Source organism: Roseibium sp. TrichSKD4, assembly GCF_000148725.1.
In the GTDB taxonomy this organism is placed as follows: Bacteria; Pseudomonadota; Alphaproteobacteria; order Rhizobiales; family Stappiaceae; genus Roseibium.
Genome location: NZ_GL476319.1, coordinates 770,178 through 789,425 on the forward strand (window position 1 = coordinate 770,178; position 19,248 = coordinate 789,425).

General features: G+C 52.8%; 21 protein-coding genes and 1 pseudogene. 8 read left to right on the top strand and 14 right to left on the bottom strand.

Annotated elements, in window-relative coordinates:
* Positions 1–41 precede the first annotated feature (41 nt).
* On the bottom strand, positions 42–509 hold the full coding sequence (locus TRICHSKD4_RS19910) for a hypothetical protein (protein WP_050763481.1): 468 nt from the start codon (positions 507–509) through the stop codon (positions 42–44).
* Positions 510–557: 48 nt separating this feature from the next.
* Complete coding sequence (locus tag TRICHSKD4_RS28435) at positions 558–2,153, bottom strand: type IIL restriction-modification enzyme MmeI (protein WP_371256854.1); 1,596 nt, start codon at positions 2,151–2,153, stop codon at positions 558–560.
* Between the two features lie 167 nt (positions 2,154–2,320).
* Here TRICHSKD4_RS28435 and istA point away from each other — a divergent pair, with 167 nt between their 5' ends.
* Entirely contained in the window at positions 2,321–3,850 is a 1,530-nt protein-coding gene (gene istA, locus TRICHSKD4_RS19920) for an IS21 family transposase (RefSeq protein WP_009469599.1), read from the top strand.
* A complete protein-coding gene (gene istB / locus TRICHSKD4_RS19925) occupies positions 3,840–4,631 on the top strand; it encodes an IS21-like element helper ATPase IstB (protein ID WP_009465782.1) in 792 nt (263 codons plus the stop codon). Before istA ends, istB begins: the two co-directional genes overlap by 11 nt.
* 73 nt (positions 4,632–4,704) lie before the next feature.
* On the opposite strand, the pseudogene TRICHSKD4_RS29575 reads toward istB, so the two are convergent.
* The 4 genes and pseudogenes from TRICHSKD4_RS29575 to TRICHSKD4_RS19950 form a co-directional block, all read right to left on the bottom strand.
* A pseudogene (locus tag TRICHSKD4_RS29575) lies at positions 4,705–5,324 on the bottom strand (transposase); the annotation flags it as partial.
* 228 nt (positions 5,325–5,552) lie between these two features.
* Entirely contained in the window at positions 5,553–5,801 is a 249-nt protein-coding gene (locus TRICHSKD4_RS19940; protein ID WP_040617125.1) for a hypothetical protein, read from the bottom strand.
* 134 nt (positions 5,802–5,935) lie between these two features.
* A complete protein-coding gene (locus TRICHSKD4_RS19945; RefSeq protein ID WP_009468745.1) occupies positions 5,936–6,685 on the bottom strand; it encodes a VOC family protein in 750 nt (249 codons plus the stop codon).
* Between the two features lie 58 nt (positions 6,686–6,743).
* Positions 6,744–6,965, bottom strand: a complete 222-nt coding sequence (locus TRICHSKD4_RS19950; protein WP_009468746.1) for a hypothetical protein — start codon at positions 6,963–6,965, stop codon at positions 6,744–6,746.
* An 838-nt stretch (positions 6,966–7,803) separates the two neighbouring features.
* On the opposite strand from TRICHSKD4_RS19950, the gene TRICHSKD4_RS19960 reads away from it, so the two are divergent.
* From TRICHSKD4_RS19960 to TRICHSKD4_RS19985, 6 genes are all read left to right on the top strand, one after another.
* Positions 7,804–8,055: a hypothetical protein gene (locus TRICHSKD4_RS19960; RefSeq protein WP_009468748.1), complete on the top strand. Its 252-nt coding sequence runs from the start codon at positions 7,804–7,806 to the stop codon at positions 8,053–8,055.
* Positions 8,056–8,378: 323 nt separating this feature from the next.
* Entirely contained in the window at positions 8,379–9,569 is a 1,191-nt protein-coding gene (locus TRICHSKD4_RS19965; protein WP_009468750.1) for a hypothetical protein, read from the top strand.
* On the top strand, positions 9,569–10,096 hold the full coding sequence (locus TRICHSKD4_RS19970) for a hypothetical protein (RefSeq protein ID WP_009468751.1): 528 nt from the start codon (positions 9,569–9,571) through the stop codon (positions 10,094–10,096). The genes TRICHSKD4_RS19965 and TRICHSKD4_RS19970 overlap by 1 nt, the downstream gene beginning before the upstream one ends.
* 64 nt (positions 10,097–10,160) lie before the next feature.
* Positions 10,161–10,973, top strand: a complete 813-nt coding sequence (locus TRICHSKD4_RS28440; RefSeq protein WP_009468752.1) for a glycoside hydrolase family 108 protein — start codon at positions 10,161–10,163, stop codon at positions 10,971–10,973.
* Positions 10,970–11,221, top strand: a complete 252-nt coding sequence (locus TRICHSKD4_RS19980) for a hypothetical protein (protein WP_009468753.1) — start codon at positions 10,970–10,972, stop codon at positions 11,219–11,221. Before TRICHSKD4_RS28440 ends, TRICHSKD4_RS19980 begins: the two co-directional genes overlap by 4 nt.
* Positions 11,222–11,345: 124 nt before the next feature.
* Positions 11,346–11,639: a hypothetical protein gene (locus tag TRICHSKD4_RS19985; protein WP_009468755.1), complete on the top strand. Its 294-nt coding sequence runs from the start codon at positions 11,346–11,348 to the stop codon at positions 11,637–11,639.
* Between the two features lie 173 nt (positions 11,640–11,812).
* Here the strand turns inward: TRICHSKD4_RS19985 and TRICHSKD4_RS19990 are convergent, their stop codons facing one another.
* The 8 genes from TRICHSKD4_RS19990 to TRICHSKD4_RS28445 form a co-directional block, all read right to left on the bottom strand.
* The gene (locus TRICHSKD4_RS19990) at positions 11,813–13,102 is read right to left on the bottom strand and encodes a hypothetical protein (protein WP_009468756.1); all 1,290 of its coding nucleotides are present in this window, start codon (positions 13,100–13,102) and stop codon (positions 11,813–11,815) included.
* A complete protein-coding gene (locus tag TRICHSKD4_RS19995; RefSeq protein WP_040617128.1) occupies positions 13,102–13,779 on the bottom strand; it encodes a hypothetical protein in 678 nt (225 codons plus the stop codon). The genes TRICHSKD4_RS19990 and TRICHSKD4_RS19995 overlap by 1 nt, the downstream gene beginning before the upstream one ends.
* 291 nt (positions 13,780–14,070) lie before the next feature.
* Positions 14,071–14,217, bottom strand: a complete 147-nt coding sequence (locus TRICHSKD4_RS29580) for a DUF5131 family protein (RefSeq protein ID WP_256377410.1) — start codon at positions 14,215–14,217, stop codon at positions 14,071–14,073.
* A gap of 158 nt (positions 14,218–14,375) precedes the next feature.
* Positions 14,376–15,359, bottom strand: coding sequence for a contractile injection system protein, VgrG/Pvc8 family (locus TRICHSKD4_RS20000; RefSeq protein ID WP_009468759.1), 984 nt, complete (start codon positions 15,357–15,359; stop codon positions 14,376–14,378).
* Between the two features lie 2 nt (positions 15,360–15,361).
* Positions 15,362–15,598 carry a tail protein X gene (locus tag TRICHSKD4_RS20005; protein ID WP_009468760.1) on the bottom strand — a complete coding sequence of 79 codons (237 nt, stop codon included), beginning with the start codon at positions 15,596–15,598 and terminating at the stop codon, positions 15,362–15,364.
* Complete coding sequence (locus tag TRICHSKD4_RS20010; protein ID WP_009468761.1) at positions 15,586–15,996, bottom strand: phage tail protein; 411 nt, start codon at positions 15,994–15,996, stop codon at positions 15,586–15,588. The genes TRICHSKD4_RS20005 and TRICHSKD4_RS20010 overlap by 13 nt, the downstream gene beginning before the upstream one ends.
* Entirely contained in the window at positions 15,993–16,169 is a 177-nt protein-coding gene (locus tag TRICHSKD4_RS30895) for a hypothetical protein (RefSeq protein WP_009468762.1), read from the bottom strand. The genes TRICHSKD4_RS20010 and TRICHSKD4_RS30895 overlap by 4 nt, the downstream gene beginning before the upstream one ends.
* On the bottom strand, positions 16,166–19,144 hold the full coding sequence (locus TRICHSKD4_RS28445) for a phage tail tape measure protein (RefSeq protein ID WP_009468763.1): 2,979 nt from the start codon (positions 19,142–19,144) through the stop codon (positions 16,166–16,168). The genes TRICHSKD4_RS30895 and TRICHSKD4_RS28445 overlap by 4 nt, the downstream gene beginning before the upstream one ends.
* Between the last annotated feature and the right edge of the window lie 104 nt (positions 19,145–19,248).

Consider the following 19,248-nt stretch of genomic DNA (forward strand, 5'->3'; position numbering starts at 1 on the left):
GCATATTCACACATCCAAAACCCAATGGGTATCCATACTCTTCAATCAGTTAAGGGGTTTTTCAGCGCGAACTCAGTAACCTTGATCTTGAGTGCAGTTGCAATCTCATCTGGTGTAAGAGGCTGCCCCCAAACACCAATCCCCTGTCCAGCTGCTCTGTTGTAGGTAACTGGGGCAATGCGTTCGATAGATAATTTGTCAAGTGCCCGCCATGCCCTGTGTATAGGCAATGCATATGTCCAAAGATTAGCTTCACCCGAGTTCTTTTTTTCAAGCTGAGATGCTTCAGAAGCCTTTTCGAAGTCCCGAATTGGACGCGCCTCGATTTCCACGAATCCGAGAACGTGCGATCGCATATGTTTTTTTGTTTGAGCCGACGACGCTCCATAGATCAACATCAGGTCGCCATCATTTAGCTCGCGCAAAGCCCGCACCTGACCGCTTTCGTTTGTCCAACCGACATATCCAGCTTCTTCAGGATTGAAGTCATAAAAAGCACGGATCCACATGTTGCGCCCATCGGGTAAAACGGAGCTCATTGCAGAATACTCCTTCCCTTACGCGGCATACCGGCCGTCTTCAGTAACCTGAGCTTGACCGAGGGCCGCCAAGCTGGCGAGCAGCGGTTCGATCGCAGTGGTACGAGCACGCTGGAATCGACGGGCAATCTGTTCCGGACTCGCCTCGCCCAGTTCTTCAAGCACTTCCCGAACAGCCGCGATCTGTTCTGGCAGAACCTTTAGCCAAGGTGCCTTTTCGATCTTGATCACAGCACCAACATCCAGTTCCGTCTGTTTGCCCTTGGCTTCAGCTTTTTTGCCTTCCTGGTTTTGATAGTCGGGGCGCAACCAGCGAATATGACCGGCGGCCTCTTCCGCCGCACGTTCCTTGTTGAGATCGACCAGCTTGAACAGGATCTCCTCGTCGGTGAGATCCACCGGCCAGCCATAGGCATCGGCGACGGCAGCGTCGATCCGGTCGTGAATGTCCTTCAGGATCCCGATCAGCCCCTGATCGTAGATTTCCTTGTCCTTGCCCTCGATGGTCTCGCCCGCGCGCAGTTTTTCCAGAACGTTGTACATCTGGGTCAGCGTCAGCTTGGGATGCGCCGACTGTTGCCGCTTGCGATGGGCGTCCAGCTCTTCGCCGAGTGTGCGGAGGGCTTGTTTTTCTGCTTCATTGAGTTTTGGGAAGGGAAACGGATCGAAGCAACGCGTCTTGTTGTAACGAGGTGTAGCACCCAAGTCGCCGCCTTGAGCAAGCGCCCAAACATCATGAACGCGACCAGATAGAATTGCGACGAAGTGCGCATCAGACAGACCTATCCCATAGGCACCATGTTCAACATCGGTATTCGGCCCTTCAAAGAAAAAAAGGCGATGCTTTGATGTTTCTGGGGCGACGATGAATCTGTCTAAACCGGATTTAAGTGCCCTGTAGTCCTGATTAGATCGCCTAAATCGCCACCACTCGCGCCGCAGTTTTGGGTCATTATTTTCTGCGCGCTTAGGGAATACTTTCTCAAGTAATCTTTGGCAAACCCAAGGTGCAGTTTCCCGAAGTTCATTCTCCGATTCAATATCCCATGCATCTATGACGAAGCGCTGTTTTCGCTGTTTCGTAATCTCATGTGCAGAGAGGATTTGGCGGAGGAAGCGCTTTTCGTCTTTAGGCATCGATGATGCTTCCGCTGGGCTCAGAAAGAAGCCTCTAGAGCCAGTGGCAAATCCCATCGAACAAAGGTCCTGGTTCGAACGAAGTGGTTTTGCTGAGAGCACGTCTGCTCCAAGTCGTAGATTGGGACGAACTTTCCCAATATCGGTCTGAAATGCAACGTCCCAACCATCATTCGAATTCAGTGCTCGGACTTCGGAACTGGTCGTAACGAGGCTGCCATTTCGATTTCCAGGCGCTACGACACTCATTGCTATTCGAACTTTTGCGGCGAAGACCGTATCTACCCATGGATGGTCGGGAACTGCATAAACGATAGAAACGGGGTGCTTAGGGTCAACAGTATATGCTTGAATGACGCGGACATTGAAAGTTTGCTTTGCAGCCCTGGTAGTGATCAGTCCAAATCTTCTAGTACCGCTATTTCGCGAACTTCCGCGTTTCTGAACAGACTGTGCTGCCTTGTGCCACCAATACATTACGAAGTCGGCGCTTTCGGGCACCGTCGGATAGGCTTTTCTGAGGGCATGGACTGTTGATTTTCACTGAGAACTGACCCGGTGGCCCCATAAATTGTCACTGAGAACTGACCCATGTGAACACACTACCCCGACGTTTTTGGCTCGGGGGATATGGAGTGATCGACATGGGATTTTTGAGTGTCATTCGACGCTGGGCATTGCGTGACAAAATGCCAATCAGAGAGATTTCCCGTCGCACGGGTTTATCTCGCAACACGGTGAAGAAGTATCTGCGCGAGGGCATTGTTGAGCCGAAGTTCAAAACCCCGCCGCGACCAACCAAACTTGATCCGTATGCGGACCGTTTGTCTTCTTGGCTTGTGGCCCAGACGCGCAAGTCGCGCAAAGAGCGTCGAACCGTCAAACAGATGCACGTGGATCTGGTGCAGTTAGGGTATGATGGCTCCTATGAACGTGTGGCGGCCTTTGTCCGTGCGTGGCGTGCGGACCGGCAGCGGGCGGAACAGACGACAGGGCGCGGCACATTTGTGCCTCTGATCTTCCAGCCCGGCGAAGCTTTCCAGTTTGATTGGAGTGAAGACTGGGCCAATATTGGCGGCGAGCGACTGAAGCTTCAGGTCGCGCATATCAAGTTGTCACACAGTCGGGCGTTTTTGGTCCGGGCTTACCTGCTGCAAACGCACGAGATGCTGTTTGACGCCCATTGGCACGCGTTCCGCGTGTTTGGCGGCGTTCCTGGCCGAGGGATCTATGACAATATGAAGACAGCGGTTGATCGCGTCGGCAAAGGCAAGCAGCGGGACATCAACGTCCGTTTCAAGGCGATGGCTAGCCACTACGTCTTTGAGCCTGAGTTCTGCAATCCGGCTTCAGGTTGGGAGAAAGGCCAGGTCGAGAAGAACGTCCAGGACGCGCGCAATCGGCTTTGGCAGGTCATGCCCGTCCTTGCAGATCTGGCTGAACTGAACCAATGGCTTGAAGATCGGTGCATCGCCCTTTGGGCGGAGACGCCGCACAAAGCCTTGCCGGGGTCTCTCGCCGATGTGTGGAAAGCTGAGAAGCCAATGCTGATGGCTCTGCCGCCGGCCTTCGATGGATTTATCGAACATAGCAAGCGAGTGTCTCCCACATGCCTGATCACATTCGAACGCAACAGGTATAGCGTGCCCGCCAGCTTTGCGAACCGCCGTGTCAGCCTGCATGTCTACCCTGACCGACTGGTCGTTGTGGCCGAAGGGCAAACAGTTTGTGAACATGCACGGCTCATTGATCGGTCCTGCCGCAAATCAGGCAAGGTTGTTTATGACTGGCGGCACTATCTTGCTGTCATTCAGCGCAAACCTGGCGCCCTTCGCAATGGCGCGCCCTTCACCGAGATGCCGGAAGCCTTCCAACGGCTGCAGGAACGCATGTTACGCAAGGAGGGGGGTGACAGGGAAATGGTCGACATCCTCTCATTGGTTCTGCAGCATAACGAAGAGGACGTGTTACGCGCCGTGGACAAGGCGCTGGAAGCGGGTGTGCCAACCAAGACGCATATCCTGAACCTTCTACACCGGTTGATCGACCGTAAGCCGACGGAACATCCAGAAGTCGACCCACCGGACGCCTTGGCATTGCAAACCACGCCCGAGGCAAATCTAAATCGTTACGATGGCCTGAGACAGGCTGGGGAGAAGCGCCATGCGTCATGACCCAGCCGGAGCCTCTATCGTCATCATGCTGCGCAGCCTCAAGCTCTATGGCATGGCAAATGCCGTCGAAGACCTGGTCGCCCAAGGTGCCCCAGCCTTTGAAGCCGCGACCCCGATGTTATCACAGCTGCTCAAGGCTGAAATGGCGGAACGAGAGGTTCGATCCATCGCTTACCACACAAAGGTCGCCCGCTTCCCTGCATACAAAGACCTCACCGGCTTTGATTTTGCGTCCAGTGAAATTAACGAAGCGAAAGTCCGGCAGTTACACCGGTGTGAGTTCATCGAAAACACCGAGAATGTCGTTCTGATCGGTGGGCCCGGCACGGGCAAAAGCCACACCGCCACAGCAATCGGCGTTCAGGCGATCGAACACCACAGGCGCAAGGTTCGGTTCTTCTCAACAGTGGAGCTGGTCAATGCACTGGAGCAAGAAAAAGCGATTGGCAAGGCTGGGAAAATCGCTGATATGCTGACCAAAGTCGACTTGGTCATCCTGGATGAGCTCGGTTACCTGCCGTTCAGTTCATCAGGTGGGGCACTGCTCTTTCACCTGCTCAGCAAGCTCTACGAGCGCACAAGCGTCATCATCACAACCAACCGTAGCTTCTCAGAATGGGCGCAGGTCTTCACAGATGCAAAGATGACCACCGCTCTCTTAGACCGCCTCACGCACCGCTGCCACATCTTGGAAACAGGCAACGACAGCTACCGCTTCAAAGCCAGTTCCAAGGATACAAAGAAAACTAGAAAGGAGACCCCAACATTGACCGCGTCATAGACCACGACGCATAACTAAAGGTGGGTCAATTCTCGGTGAAAATACCGGGTCAGTTCTCAGTGAAAATCAACAAGAGTTCCGGTTCTTCCAGGGCCAGATCAATGACCTGTTGGCGGATATCATCGGGGATCCGGTTCCAGACCCGTGCAGGCATGGGGGCCGTGTCCTGCAAGGCATCTATGCCACCGGTTTGATATTTGTCATACCAGACGTAGAAGGTTGACCTTGGAATACCCAGCCGATCCAGCGTCTGTCTGACTGGAAGATGGGACTGCTCCACCAGTCGAATGATTTCAAGTTTCTCGGAGGCGGGATATCTCATTCGTCGTCGACCCCATCCCCGATCATGCTTTTTTTGAGAAGGCGAAGTTCCAGAGCCTGTTCTGCAACCACTTCCTTCAAGTCCCTCGTCTCTTTGCGAAGAGACTTTACTTCATCAGAACTGGCTTCACGAGCTGCGTCCCCAGCAAGCCGTTTCTTGCCCGCTTCCATGAAGTCCTTGGACCAGGAATAATACTGGCTCTGGGCGATACCTTCCTGGCGGCAAAGTTCTGCAATGCTGTCTTCGCCTCGAAGACCAGAAACCACTATGCGGATCTTCTCTTCAGCGGAAAACCGACGGCGGGTCTGGCGTTTGATGTCTTTTACGATCCAATCCGCATCGTCGGTCACTCGGTCCTTCTTTCGTCTCATCATTTGCTCCTGAGTTAGCAATGATGAGCCAAAATCACTCCCTTACGAAATCAAACCAATTTGTCCATTAGGCGCTGACGGAGGACATCCGTCGTGCAAACCAAACGTTCGCTCCAACGCTTCGGCTTTTCTACAGGCCTAATATTCTTTGCAATACGAAGGAGTTCCTCCTTCCAATAAAATGACTCTATGGCCATGCGAAGTCCTATTCGCCCCTCAATAATCAGGTCACTTGTAAACAAAATTCAGAACGGCCATCAACGCTATGACGAAACTTGACGCTGTTGCGATTGACGCCAACAACCGCTCTGGCCAAGCCAGCTTAGATGCTATTTTGAGTTTTTGGCCATCCCAATAAAGCTCCCGGGTTTTCGGATCGATGCCTATCAAATCCATTTGTTCTAAAGATATTATTTGAACGTTTTCGGGCCACCCTTGTCGGGTCTTACCTATCCCCTTCGGCATGTCGGCCATCATCCGCTCCTCAGTTTACATCTGCGAATTTCTGCAACACCGGTTCCGGCCCGTCGAATGGCCCGCGCATTACCGGGTCTCGTGTCAATAGACCTTGGGCCGCGCGCCACGCCTGCTCTTTATCCGCTCAAGTTCGGTCATGCCCGCTGGCCGGTTATTCGCAACGCTTCGCAATCAATCATAACATCCACACCTGTGACGCGAGTGGCAGAATACCCGGCAGTCTTAACCGGTATACCCGTCATCGGTGCTGAACCATGAACTTCCTGAATTTCCAAAACGGTATACGGGCGCTGATAGAGCCACTCGCGATTTTTAACAGCCGTCAGATCTGCGCTCGGTGGTGTGTCCTCAGTGAAGGCAAAGAAGTGCAGTGTAAAACCGTGGCTTTCTACCGATTGAACGGACAAGGGTCTCATACCCCACGTCAGGCATGCGTCCCGTATCGGATTAATTTCGTGTGTCCGCAACGTCAACAGATTCAGGCTTGCCCCACCTCCAAGGCGCGACGGATCATGATTAATTGAGGGCCTATTTCCTTGAAACCAATGTTCAATAAGCTCGATTGTGAAGCCTTCAGGATCCTGAAAATGCGCAAGATAGCCAATATCCCGAAACTGATGCGGCACCCCCACTGCGAGCCCTTGGGTTGTGAGTTGTTCATAGGCCAATTCGATGTTGGGAACAGCAAGTGCAATCTTCCAGTAAACATCACCAGCCGAATGCCGATATGGGTACTCGGCCTTTTCGAAGATGATGCCCGCTTGGGCGGGTCCGTATGACACCGCTCCATCCTCTCGTTGGTCCATGCCCAAGATATCGATATAGAACCGCCTCATCGCTTCGGGATTGAGACAGCGCAAGGTAATGGTCTCAATCTTGGGCATAAGCTTTCCTTCGCTCACGAGTAATGTGCGAAAAATGCATACGGCCCGCTCCTTAGTTTTATGTATGTTTTCCATCAACAACGCCGCCAAGCTCGGGGAATAGCGCGTCAATCAGGCGAATTCGATCCCAGCAAGATTCAACAATTTCATACTGGGCATTCCACCAAGGTTCTGGTTTGTCGTTAGGCTCTGCATCAATCTCAGCTTGAGCGAAATCCCGACGCGCAGCCGCAGCATCTCGCCACTCTTTGGCCTTATCCATCCGCTCCGCTTCGGTCATGCTCGGCTCCTTAATTTTTAGCTGTTTCTGAAACACCGGACGACCACTTCCCCGGACAAAACCTTCCTAATACCCAACACCAAATTTCCGCAGGTGCCCCAATCTCCTATCACGCAAGATAGCTAGACTTTCACGCTACAACTTATTTGAATATCGAATAACTTGAAAAGGAACATAAAAATGGGAATTTTCTTTTTAGTTTTGCTGTTTTGGTTTTCTGCCCTGTTGTTGTTCATTGTCCACGGTGTGACGAGATCGAGGCGATCTTTCAAACAAAAATACAATGACCCTCTAATCGGGCGCGATGTCGCATTTGAATATAAACTCACTCATGACCAACGACGACAATATGAAGGAGTTATAACTGGAACCTACATCAGCGACATTGGTAAATACATTGTTTGTGAAATAGAGCCCGACCGAACCGAGTTGACCTTTAATATTTCTAACGTAGTAAGTATTGAGGACTTCAAGTATGACGCAAGTTATAGTGCCGAGAAAGCACGGCGGTGGCTCGACAGTCAGATTTAGCTGCTTCCTGCACCAGAGTTACCAGCTTTCATGGCTCGAAAGGTCCGAGCTGCGATCAGTGCAAGCGCTGGATCATACCCGGCAGCGATTGCTGCACTCTGCTGCGTATTGACGGCAAGCCTACGGCCTTTGCGAATGGCGAATATGCCCACGGTTTTTTTGCTTTTTCATACCTCGGTTTTAATTCGATCTCGAACTTACGGCAATATTTTTAAAAATACATATTCGGTTTATTGAATAGGCAAACTAGCCGTGTGAATCTCTGGTTCAGATATTCGTTTTGAGTTTATGAACAGAGGCCCGATTGATGGATATCCAAGGCTGCAAACTAGTTCAGACCTGCTCTACTTATCCAGAACAGTATGATGTCTTTAAGGGCAAAGTGCAGATTGGATATCTGCGACTGCGATATGGCGAGTTCACGGCGGAGTATCCCGACTGCGACGGCGAAACTGTCTACACAGCAGAGCCGGAGGGCGACGGCTATTTCATGGATAGCGAGCGTGACTTTTATTTGGAGAAGGCCGTCTGCGCCCTTCTCAGCAAGTGTGAACATTAGAGGCCCGATAGATGGCTGGTGACTACATGATCCATGCGCAAGGTAAAGCGCCATCGGTCGCGTCATGAAACTCGCAGGCAAACCACGATCACGGCAGTGGGTCGCGCTTGCGCGTAGGCAACAATGGTCCGGTCCGGATAACAAAGCGCAGTTTGCGACCAAAAGAGAAGCTGAGACCTGGCTACTCGAACAAGCAGAGGCTGCGAATTTCCATTTCGCAGAAAGCTGATAACAAAAAACAGAAAGTAGAGGCCCCTCGCCTTTCCCACATTTAACCCCGCTCCAGCTCCAGCATCCTGTTTGGGTAAGATTGGAGCCGGGTTATGTCAGATCCTCATTTGCTTGAACGCAGCGCGCGCCAAAGCGCACCGACCTCCTTTGATGGTGTTACACGAGCCTTCGGGCCGTTTGACTTCCAGATCTATGATCCGGCTGATGTGGCCGTGGAAACGCGGGAAATTGGCGCTGTGAACTGGTTGCCGGCAACCGGTGTGACAATCCAAAAAGGCGCGGCGGATCCGGACTATTTTTCTATTCGTTTCGATGACGCGCAGCCGGCAACCCACGAGTTTCGCGTGCGCGGCAAGCGGGTGCATGAGCGCTCTGCCAGCCTCTACAGCGGCAAGGGATTGAGCGTTGCAGCGCTTTCCCGAGAGCTGCAACAATCGGCCATGGTCATGCAGGAAGTGCGCCGGGATGTTAATAGCGTCAACTTGGAAGAAGCTGCGGAAATAGTCTTTCTTGCGCGGCAAGAAGCACAGGCGGCGCAGGAACATGCCTCTGATGCCTTGGAGGCCAGGCAAGGCATTGAAACTGCCCGCGACACGGCGAAAGCCTACGCGAACGCCCCCGAAGATACCGAAGTCGAGCCCGAGCCATACTCCAGCAATCATTATGCAGCCAAGGCGCAGAAGGCGGCAGGTGAAGTCGCAGGTGTTACGCAGGAAGTTGCGTCGCTGGTAGGTGAGACAGAAAAGCTAAAGCTGGCCGCGCCGTCGATTATCAAGACCATACCTGAAAACGACCGCTATCTTATCATTCCGATTGAGGATTACTTGCAGGGCAATTTGGCCGACATCGAGTTGGCGCTTTATGGATGGCTGCCCTCGATCAATAACCCGGAGATTGTGTTTCAGGTCAGCACGGACGGCGGTGCGAGCTGGGTCGCGTCAACGAGCTACACGAGTGCGTCCCTCTACGGCGCAAGCAATACAACGAACGCTAATACCCAACCAAACACGACTACATCAGGCCGCGTTTCGTACCGAGGGACCACATCGAGTTCAGCCAAGTGGGGTACTTTCGGGCACCTTAGGATTTTCCGAGATCTAAACCTGTTCACCATTCAGGGGCAGGTCGGGGAGTTTGATGAAACGGGGGTTTTGCGGGCGTGGCACCCTAACGTCCGTATCAGGGAACACACTGTAACGCATTGTCGGTTCTACTACGGAAGCAACGCTCTGTTTAGCGGGGCCAGCCGTTACTCCATCAAAAACAATCTGAGGCAGGTCTGATGCACAGTTTTGAGCTTCCAAATGGTGACCGGCGCACTGTGGACACCCTAGAGGTTTTGGGCGGCAACAAGTACCGCACGGCCAATCTCAAAGGTGAGCCGGTCGTTATCGACCCCGCCGATCCTGAAAGCCCGTACTTCGGCGCGATGTATCTGCCCGATGGGTTCCCGCCCGAGCCAGAACCAGCGCCAACAGAAGCGGATATTCGGACCAGTGCCGACGCCCGTGCACTTGCGCTTGCTGGCCAATATTCCGATGCAGAGCGGGAAACATGTCCGGTGCAAATTGCGGAAGCCGAAGCACTTGCGGCAAACCCAGAAGCCTACACGCCATTTTTGAACATGCGAGCTGAGAAGCGCGGCATGGATGCAGCGTCATTGGCAGAAATTGTTCGCCAAAGGCAGTCAGCCTACGCGGCAGCAATGGGGGCTATCTATGGGGCAATGAATCAAATCCTAGCCAATCCGCCCGCCACGGTTTTAGAAATGGAAGCCGATCCGCGCTGGCCAACTTTTCCGACCACCTGACACCTCGCAGTTAACCCCAGCGCCAGCCGCCTAGACTTGTGATCAAACAACCGGAGATCGCAAGATGGCGCTGAAAACTTTATTTTTTTCCTTGAGCATGTGCTGTTTCAGAGGGCGGGTATGTCATCACCCCAAAGACCCGGCGGGCAACAACCGGGGTGTCATCCAGCGCACCTATGACGCTCATCGTCGGCGCATGGGCTTGCCCGTCCAAAGCGTACGGCACATCACAGATGATGAAGTACGGGCCATCTACCGCGAGCAATATTGGAATGCGGTAGCGGGCGATCAACTCCCCGCCGGGGTTGATTATGCCGTGTTTGACTATGCGGTGAACTCCGGCCCACGGCGGGCCATCAAGGAATTGCAGCGGGTGGTTGGTGCCAAACCAGACGGGATTATCGGCAATGAAACCCTGAGCAAGGTTGGTGAAGCGGTAGAGGCGACTGTCATCGTCAACCTTTGCGAACAGCGGATGCGGTTTGTGCGTGGTCTGCGCCATTGGCCAATATTTGGCAAGGGATGGACAAGGCGCATCGTTGGGCAATTTGAGGGCGCGCAAGACGACGATACAGGCGTTCTGGATCGTGCGACACTTATGGCAAGGCGCGCGTTGCCAGCCAACAAGAATGTGCCTATCCCTGCGCCCAAGGCGGCTGCTCCCGGCAAGGCTCTAGAAGAAGATATCAGCGCCGTTACGGTTGCCTCCGAAGTTGCCAAGGATCCCAAGTGGCTCGGCATCCTTGGGGCTTTTGGATCCACGCTTGCGACGGTCGCAACAAGTTCTGGTCCCATCGCCTGGGCGGTGGCTGCGGTGCTGATCGGTGGCGGGATCTATCTTGTCTATCGCACTGAGCGCGGGCAGCTCACTACATGATTGCTCGGCTCGTTTCCTTCTTCACCGGTTGGAAAGCCAAGCTCTTGGCTCTCAGTGCCATTCTGGCGGCTCTGGGGGCGGTTTTGGCGCGTGTCTACCTTTTGGGAAAGGCAGCTACTCAGCAGGCGGCAGAAAGGACTGCAATCAAAGCCATGCGCAGACGCAAGGAAGTGGATGATGAAGTTTCCGCCATGGATCACTCCGATCTTGATGAGCACTTTTCTAAGTACATGCGCGACCGCGAGTAACTTCTGCGATTTTGCAAATCCCATTCGGCCATCTGTGCATGATGTTGTGACGGATGGGACCAAGCGGCAAATCGTCAAGCTAAACGAATTTGGTATCCGCGAATGCGGTTGGGAGTTTTAAGCAATGGCTGAACAGAAAGCGCGTTTGATCCAGCCGGGGATCTCGGTCGGTAACGTGGTCACAATCCTGATCATGCTGTGTTCGCTGGCTCTCGGGTGGGGCCGCATGGAAAGCGCTCTCGGAGATCATGAGCGGCGCATTCTGGCAGGCGAAACAGAGCGGAAGGAAATGCGCAAAGCACAGAGCGACTTCTCGACGGGATTTGCAGAGCTGCGGGCTGACATGCGCCACGTTCTGACAGAGGTTTCCAGAATGCGCCAAACGGTGGAGCGGATTGAGTGTGAGCGGCGTCAATAGGCTTGCCTGCAATCAGAAATTCTTGTAGCGCGCAAAACCAAATGGCAAATTGCGCAAAACCAAATGGCATCCGATTACTGACGTATGATTGGAGTGTCTATACGAGAATAGTAGCTCAGGTAACTCAGATAATGACTTCAGGTTTCATTGCCTTTTTTGAGGTGAGCAAAATGTCACTCTTCCCCGTAGTTGAGTATGCTTTTTAGATTGTTATAGTCGATTGATTTGAAACCGGTTGTTTCACGCACTTCATCGAGGCTCTGGCGGTTTACTATTGCCGACAGCAATTCCATCTTTGAATTTAACTGACGAATTCGTTCAATAACGGCCGCCCTTTTTTCCTTCGTAAGAGATAGCTCTTCCGACTTCATTCCAACCGCGTTTAGTAGTCGGGGCGTATTGTAAGGGCCTGCTTGACCATAGTAAATCAGATGCTCGAGATCCTCATAGTTTGCCGATATATCAGCGAGGTAGGCTATAGAGTAATTCAATAGCCCGTCTATCAGGTCTGCTACCTGTTTCGGTATCCGCTCCTTGCCGTAAACGGAACGGAAGAAAACCTCCCAGTTTTTTAGTTCATCAAGCTGCCAAGTGTGAGGATCAAAAGGGTCCACATGTTCTCGATCGAACCGCTTCAAGACAGCTGAATATACGTTGTCATTTAGTTCACGTTGAACTTGAGCCATATCAACGGCGTTTCGAAACCGTATTTGTAGTTCCGCAACAGCTCCATTCGGAAACAACTGAGCGTATCTCTTCAGCTCCGACTTAGGAATTGATAGCCCTTTTGACCGCAATTGCAGCGCAAAGCGTGTTAAAAAAATTGAGGTTTTTGATTTGTTTCCGATAGCAATTTCGGGGGCTTCTAGTATCTGCTCTAAGCAGACTAAGGGGGCCTTATTCGAGAATCTTCTTATCCATTCCTTTCGCTGATTGCGAAAATAGATCTTCCGTTTGCTTGACAACCTTCCATTGTTTGATGCGGAAGTCACTGCGGCACGAAATTTCGAAACCCAGTATCTCGAACTCACAGGGATCTCTAAGAAAGCATTATCTACTATTTCTTCGTCTTCCCGCGGATCGTTGTAGGATTTTTTTAGGATACGTTCTCGAAGTGATAAAAATGCCTTGATTGTATTTTGAGCTAATTTCGGTTCGAATTTCTGTATTTGTTGGACTGACCAATTGGGATCAACGAAGTAAGAGTTGTTTCCTTCCAGCAACGGTACGCACGCAAAACTCCCAATATCGGTTCGAAGTAAATTTTGGTCCCGAACCTCCCCAATTAATACTTCGTATGCGCCTTCATCGAGTGAATAAAAATCGAGAATAAGAAATCTTGCATCTGTTTTGGGGACGAACAGCCTGTTGGAGCGATCTCGCTGGTAAACGGGCACAGTTACTGGGTAGGTAGAGCTTCCAAATTTAAGACAGCCGTAAAGCCGATACTTTTGGTGTACCATTACTCAAGACGTCCCAATTTTTTGTAAAGTTCAACCGTCAGTGAATAGATCTCAGCAACATAGTGTTCTGATTTTAGTGGGTACAAATCGTAGTGCTTTACATCAATTCCTAACTGTTTAAAGCAGCTTTTCACGTCGGCGTCGTCAAAATAAGGGCGAGGTACTATTGCCCCTATCAAGTTTTCTTGGAGTAGAACATCATTGGAGGTTTGCACCTCGATAGCAGCTGCCCGATCATCGCTTTTGCGTTCAAAATTTTGTTTGCAAAGTGCTTTAACGCACGCATGTTTAACATCAAGCCGCCTCCTTGCCCGTATTTGTTCTTCTGTTCTTGGCGTATGCGACATGTATTCTGCATCGCCTCCGAAGAAGACATCAATCAAGAGATCGAGAGCGTTAGGAACCGAAGAAATTTCGAATTCCTCTCTACCCAACTCAGTTAGATATTTGGGGTAGATGCCTCGGTCAAAGGCACCGCTATCAAATGGAAAAATGCGCGTGACCGCCGAAACACACGTACTTTCAAATATAAGCGAAATTGGTAGCTGCCAATCTTCAGGATCTTCATAAACCCTACGAAAGGCAGGGCGACCATAAAAAAAATAGGCAAGATTCTCTGACGTAAATGTATCACATTCACTAACTGAGACCTTACCCTCGTCAAGGATATACAACATTTGATTTGCTGTAGTTGAATGCACGAACGGTAATGATGCGCTGTTATTCGAACTGGATCCGGATAGAAAATCAGACAGTGATATCGGTCGTAAACTTGACATTTGTTTGTACCAAAATTTCCAATTCAATCAATTTGTGAAGAGAAGCGACTTAGAAGCAGACGCGCCGTTTTCCAAGTTGATAAAAATATTCAGAGCCTAAACATGTGCAGTAGTGGTGTCAGTTTTCGAATTGATGACACTAATACAGCAACAATCGTCAACATCACAGGGAGCACCCATAGTGAATATTTATTTGACGTGAATTTGCCTGTCATGGCGGAACCTCGTAAAAGAGATGTTCATTGCACAACAATTTGTACATCCGGCTGACATGATCGAACAACCCGCTACAGGGTTCCAAGTTGCGTCTGTCCACTCGATCTGTGTTTCGGCCATCTCAATCAATTCCGAGTTAGTGACAATAGTTGAATCGGCTAACACCTAACTGCTTTTGGTCGAAAAACCGTGCCTTCAAATTTCAAAGTACTCATCCATAATAAAATCCTTGAAGGCAAGAAGATACTCACGGGCTGTTTATCAGGCCACCCGTACTCCTATTCCCTGACCCTTTCGCATTCGGCCTCAGTCGTGTAGCCACTCGTGCTGATCTGATGGACCGCCCTTTGAACGGTCCAGTCTCCACCGATCTCGGGAACAAGCGCCGGGACGGTCAGCTTGCTCTCGGCGAGGATTGCCGTGTTGCCGACATCGGTCACCTTCAGCCGTTCCCCTGATGCATTGCCATCCTTGAGGGCAGCCTTGGCTGCCCGTTCGGCCTCGTCCTTCGTGGCATAGGATTTGGTGAGCGTTTTTTGCGGCGAGCCGGACCCAACAACGACTTCCTGTCGCTTGGCAGCCTCCTGATCGTGCCAGGTCGCCTTGACGGATTTGTAATTCTCCCGCTCTCCGGCCTCATATTCATATGAGATCGTTCGGGGCAGCTCGATCGCGGGCAGCTGAATGCCGCTGGCCGTCTTGGTGGTTCCTCGATCGACAAAAAGCAGATCCTTGTCCGAGATCTTGAACGTTGCCCCGACATCCCCGGCAAGCCGGGTCAGGAAGTTCATGTCGCTTTCCTGTGTCTGGTCGATATGGGGGATCGTGATCGATCCGATCGATCCGGAGACACGCGGTGTGAGGCCGTTGCGTCCGGCCACCTCCTGGACGATCGCATTGACCGTCTTGCGGTCATAGGATTTCGTGCGCTGTTCTTTTAAGGACCCGGACATGTCGGCAGCTGTACCGGTCAGGCGCATTGTGTGACCGGATGTCGAGCCGCTGGAGCCCGGCTTGTCCAGGAAGAACATACCAAGGCTTTCCCGGCCTGTTTCCAAATACCCAAATTCGCCAATGATCTCCGCTCCCACCGGTGGTAGGGCCATGGACGGATCGCGGACGATGGTGAACTCGATGGTGTCAGCTTCATTACCGGAATTGTCAGTAATTGTGGCCGAGATCAGCCGCCCGAATCCTGCCTTGTTCAAGGCCGCTGATGAGACAGGTTTACCATCAATGGAGATCAGCCAATCCGGTGTCATGGTCAGTCCCTCAACCGGATCCGGCGCGTCTGATTAACAGGCTCTTTAATGGCCGATAAATCAGGAAGCGTGACGACGGTGCCAAGTGGCAAGACTTGCCCGTGCGCGGCAAGGCCCTTGTTCTCGGGCAGTTCCAGTGTGGCATCGATAAGACCACGATCCTGCCGCTTGAACACATCGAAGATGATGCTCTCGATCGTGTCGCCCTGTTTGGCTCTTACAGTGGTCAGAACGGCCATCCGCCTATGCCCCCTGTATATTTGGAAAGGTAGATTTCATATTCGATCGCCCCGGGAATACCCCATTCCTCGATGAGGGTGTCGCGCTTGTGGATTTGCTCCACGCACCAAAGGCCGAAAACCGTCCCCGAACCGGAGAGGAAGACCAGTGGAACGCCGAGACCTGCAACTTTCGCAAGGCGGTCGATCTTCCATGTTCCAGATGGCTGGATTTCAGGCCAAACGCCGCCAATGATGGACAGTTCTTCGTCCCCTTTGCCCATCCACTGTTTGACAGGCGGGGAGCCAATCGGATCAGGTTTTGCCCATTTGAAATTCCAGGTGTGCTCCAGCTCTTCATAAGAGCCGATGGACGGGGCAAACAGGAACATGCCAAGGGCAGCAAGCGGCCTACTCATTTGCGTCCCCCTTCCAGCCCTTGAAGAAGATCGCCGCCTGAATAATCACATTCACCGGCGCAAATCTCGACGTGAATGTCTGTCAGATCGAGTATTGCCATCAAATGTGCGCCGACAAGTACACCGAACCAGAACGAACGTCTCTTGGTCTGCTTACAGGTCTCACAGCTCATGAGTCGCTCAAGCTCCCCTGCAACTTGCGCTCAAGCTCGCGGAAAAGATCGTCTACAACCTGTCGAGCGGATGGATTTTGGCCGCTCATATCGAGTTTGATCTCAAACGTCGCTGACTCGATCACCACACCCCGATTTGTCCCGCCTGGTTGCTGGGCACCGGGTGTTGCCGCACCACCCCGTGCTCCGGCTGCTTCCAGTTTGGGCAGAAGGGGTGGCGCCGACTTTGCAGCTGCTGCACTGAGCGGAACTGCGGCGACCTTACGGACCTTTGACGACAGGCGCGCCATTTCCCGAAGCTGGCCGTGATGGGCGATGAAATCCCCTTTACTGGCATAGTGAAGCTCCGGACCTCGTTCACCAACGAGCTGAAGGCCGGTTGCCCGAACGGTGCCACCATTGGCATAGGAGCCGACACCAGTGGAGAATTTGGCGGTATTGTCATTTGCGGCCTTTGCAACATCCGACTTTGCAGCCTCGCCACCACCTCCACCGAGTATGGGCGGCCAGCTGATAATGTCGGTCAAATCGATGTTGCCGATCGCCGAGACAACCCGCGACGGGATGCTCTTCAGGTAGCCCACGAACTCGTTGAACTTCGCAGCCGCCCCGTCCCATAGAGACTGGATTGCCTGACGGCCCTTGTCTGACAGGCTGACTTCCGGGATCCACGTTGACCAGTCGAGAATCGAGAACTTGTCCGACCAGCTGAAGGACGGGATATATTCATCCCAGCCGAGCGGCTTGATCAGCAAATGCCAGAGCAGCTCACCTGCCAGCAGGGCCCAGCCGATACCGGGGATCAGGCGCGCGGTCCATTTGAGCGGCATGATCAAAAGACGCCACGAGAGCTTGGGCAGGAATGACAGCCATTTGATCGCTGTCAGGAATGTGCGCCAGGAGAGTTTGACCAGAACACTGGACCATCTGAAGGCTGACACGATACCGCGCCATGACAGCTTGGTCAGGAAGGCTGCCCACTTCAAGGGCGTAATGAAGGCGCGCCATGCAAATTTCAGCAGATAGGCTCCCCATTTCAGGGGGAAGATAAACGAGCGCCACAACAGCTTGGGGATCAGCCGCGCCCACTTGAGCGGCTTGAGTTTCGACAGGAGACCGAACGCCCGGCCCATGAGACCGATTGACCTGCCTGCCCCAAAGGCGCGGGCCCCGAGCATGAACATGCCAAATCTAAGTCCACCGGTCAGGATCGTGGCCGTTCCCAAAAAGGCAAGCAATGTTCCACCAACCAACAAGAGACCGGTGATCGCAATGGCAGAAAAGCCGATGGCCTTTGTGAGGCTCGGATGATCCTTCAGCCAGGCCGCGACAGATCGGGCTGCATTGGTCAGGTATTGGGTGACGGATCGAAGGACCGGATCCAGCTCCTCGCCGATGGTGAGGGCCAGTTCGCTCATGGCAGACTGGAAACTCTTCCAGTCACCCGACAGGTTGTCACCCATTTCGGTGGCGACTCTTTCCGCCTCTCCGTTGGCAACCGACAAATCACCAAGAAGCTGTTTGAAGATCGCAAATCCTTTTTCATCGGCAAGTGCAGAGAAAGCCGAACCGGCTTCTACACCGATAATGTCCTTGAAGATCTCCTTCCGATCGGCGGTGCCCATTTTCTCGGTCGCTTTGGCGATCTCCAGAATCAGCTCCGGTACCGGGCGCAGATTGCCCTTCAAGTCCTTGGTCTGGACGCCAATCTTCTTGAGGGCCTTTTCCCCGGCTGTGGTTGGAGCGGCCAAGCGCTGATAGATACCGCGCAAGGATGTGCCCGCCTGCGAGCCCTGAATACCGACATTGCCGAGAAGTCCAGCCATGGCGGCGGTCTCTTCCAGTGAGACACCAAGCGCCTTGGCTTCCGGTGCAACGTATTTCATGCTCTCGCCAAGCATGGTCAGGTCTACATTTGCGCGTGTCGTCGTGGCTGTCAGAACATCTGCAACGCGCAACATGTCAGACGGTTCCAACCCAAAGCCACTTAGAATATTGGACGAGATGTCGGATGTTGCCGCCAGATCCGTCTTTGTTGCCTTGGCAAGGTTCAAAATGTCTTTGATCGACGTGTCAATTGCAGGTGCCTTAAATCCGGCCATAGCGAGGTACTGCATGCCTTGCCCGACTTCCAAGGCCGAATAACTGGTTGTTGCCCCAAGCTCGCGGGCTTTGCCGGACAGGGCCTTATACTGGTCGCTGCCCTGTTTGACGCGGGCAACAGCGGCAACGGCGTCCATCTGTTCTTCAAAGGACGCATATTGAGTGATAACGGATTCAACGGGCCGTTTCAGCTGGTAGCCAGCGACAGCCGCGCCAGCACCGCCCACAGCCATGGCCCCGCCAATCCCCGCCAATCGGTCTCGCTGATCGCGGCGTCGTTCCGTCAGCCGGTTTAGTGCCTGTTGGCGGCGCTCCACTCTTTGAAGCTCGGCGCGCTGGCGTGACAATGCTTCAGTGGCCTTGTCAATATTGGTGCTCGCTGTCCGTTGGGCAGATCCAAGATCCTTTGTCGAGACACCGGCCTGCTTCAGGCTGCGCCTGGCGTTCTCCAGCTGCCTGTTCTGGTTTTGCAAACTCGTCTTTAGGTTTTTCGCCTTGCGCTTCAGGGCATCGAATTCCCTGCCACTGGCCTTTCCCTCTTTCGCAAGTGCTGCCAATCTCGATTGGGTTTCCTTCAGCCCTTCTGCTGTTCGACCGCTTTGCTGTTTGAGGGATCTAAAGCGGCCAATGAGTTCGTTCTGGGAGGTGGCCGTGCGTAGGGTCTGACGCGCATGATCAGCAGAAATCTGACTGGTCTTTTGAAGGCTACGGCCAAACTTGTCGGACTCAGCTCCCGATTGCCGGAACGACCGACGCATGCGTCCAGCTTCCCCTTCAAGATCACGCAAGTCCTTTCGAACCTTACCTGCTGTTCTCGACAGGCGGTTTTTCAGGGCAAGGACCACTTGGGCTCTGAGGTTAGTCGCTGACATTGCCTGCCTTCTTCATGGCGTCCAGTCGTTCCTTCAAGAGCTTTCGAGCATCCAGCCAGTGGACATAAAGCTCGGACCAGGGCATCGCCTTCAGATCGCCGATC

Excerpts from the sequence above, each read along its gene's own strand:
- TRICHSKD4_RS19940 (WP_040617125.1), bottom strand. The coding sequence starts at position 5,801 with ATGATGGCCGACATGCCGAAGGGGATAGGTAAGACCCGACAAGGGTGG.
- TRICHSKD4_RS28445 (WP_009468763.1), bottom strand. The coding sequence starts at position 19,144 with ATGTCAGCGACTAACCTCAGAGCCCAAGTGGTCCTTGCCCTGAAAAAC.
- TRICHSKD4_RS19970 (WP_009468751.1), top strand. The coding sequence starts at position 9,569 with ATGCACAGTTTTGAGCTTCCAAATGGTGACCGGCGCACTGTGGACACC.
- TRICHSKD4_RS19990 (WP_009468756.1), bottom strand. The coding sequence starts at position 13,102 with ATGGTACACCAAAAGTATCGGCTTTACGGCTGTCTTAAATTTGGAAGC.
- TRICHSKD4_RS19965 (WP_009468750.1), top strand. The coding sequence starts at position 8,379 with ATGTCAGATCCTCATTTGCTTGAACGCAGCGCGCGCCAAAGCGCACCG.
- TRICHSKD4_RS20000 (WP_009468759.1), bottom strand. The coding sequence starts at position 15,359 with ATGACACCGGATTGGCTGATCTCCATTGATGGTAAACCTGTCTCATCA.
- TRICHSKD4_RS28435 (WP_371256854.1), bottom strand. The coding sequence starts at position 2,153 with ATGTATTGGTGGCACAAGGCAGCACAGTCTGTTCAGAAACGCGGAAGT.
- TRICHSKD4_RS20005 (WP_009468760.1), bottom strand. The coding sequence starts at position 15,598 with ATGGCCGTTCTGACCACTGTAAGAGCCAAACAGGGCGACACGATCGAG.
- TRICHSKD4_RS19960 (WP_009468748.1), top strand. The coding sequence starts at position 7,804 with ATGGATATCCAAGGCTGCAAACTAGTTCAGACCTGCTCTACTTATCCA.
- istA (WP_009469599.1), top strand. The coding sequence starts at position 2,321 with ATGGGATTTTTGAGTGTCATTCGACGCTGGGCATTGCGTGACAAAATG.
- istB (WP_009465782.1), top strand. The coding sequence starts at position 3,840 with ATGCGTCATGACCCAGCCGGAGCCTCTATCGTCATCATGCTGCGCAGC.
- TRICHSKD4_RS29580 (WP_256377410.1), bottom strand. The coding sequence starts at position 14,217 with ATGGCCGAAACACAGATCGAGTGGACAGACGCAACTTGGAACCCTGTA.
- TRICHSKD4_RS19945 (WP_009468745.1), bottom strand. The coding sequence starts at position 6,685 with ATGCCCAAGATTGAGACCATTACCTTGCGCTGTCTCAATCCCGAAGCG.
- TRICHSKD4_RS19950 (WP_009468746.1), bottom strand. The coding sequence starts at position 6,965 with ATGACCGAAGCGGAGCGGATGGATAAGGCCAAAGAGTGGCGAGATGCT.
- TRICHSKD4_RS19985 (WP_009468755.1), top strand. The coding sequence starts at position 11,346 with ATGGCTGAACAGAAAGCGCGTTTGATCCAGCCGGGGATCTCGGTCGGT.
- TRICHSKD4_RS20010 (WP_009468761.1), bottom strand. The coding sequence starts at position 15,996 with ATGAGTAGGCCGCTTGCTGCCCTTGGCATGTTCCTGTTTGCCCCGTCC.
- TRICHSKD4_RS19910 (WP_050763481.1), bottom strand. The coding sequence starts at position 509 with ATGTGGATCCGTGCTTTTTATGACTTCAATCCTGAAGAAGCTGGATAT.
- TRICHSKD4_RS19995 (WP_040617128.1), bottom strand. The coding sequence starts at position 13,779 with ATGTTGTATATCCTTGACGAGGGTAAGGTCTCAGTTAGTGAATGTGAT.
- TRICHSKD4_RS28440 (WP_009468752.1), top strand. The coding sequence starts at position 10,161 with ATGGCGCTGAAAACTTTATTTTTTTCCTTGAGCATGTGCTGTTTCAGA.
- TRICHSKD4_RS30895 (WP_009468762.1), bottom strand. The coding sequence starts at position 16,169 with ATGAGCTGTGAGACCTGTAAGCAGACCAAGAGACGTTCGTTCTGGTTC.
- TRICHSKD4_RS19980 (WP_009468753.1), top strand. The coding sequence starts at position 10,970 with ATGATTGCTCGGCTCGTTTCCTTCTTCACCGGTTGGAAAGCCAAGCTC.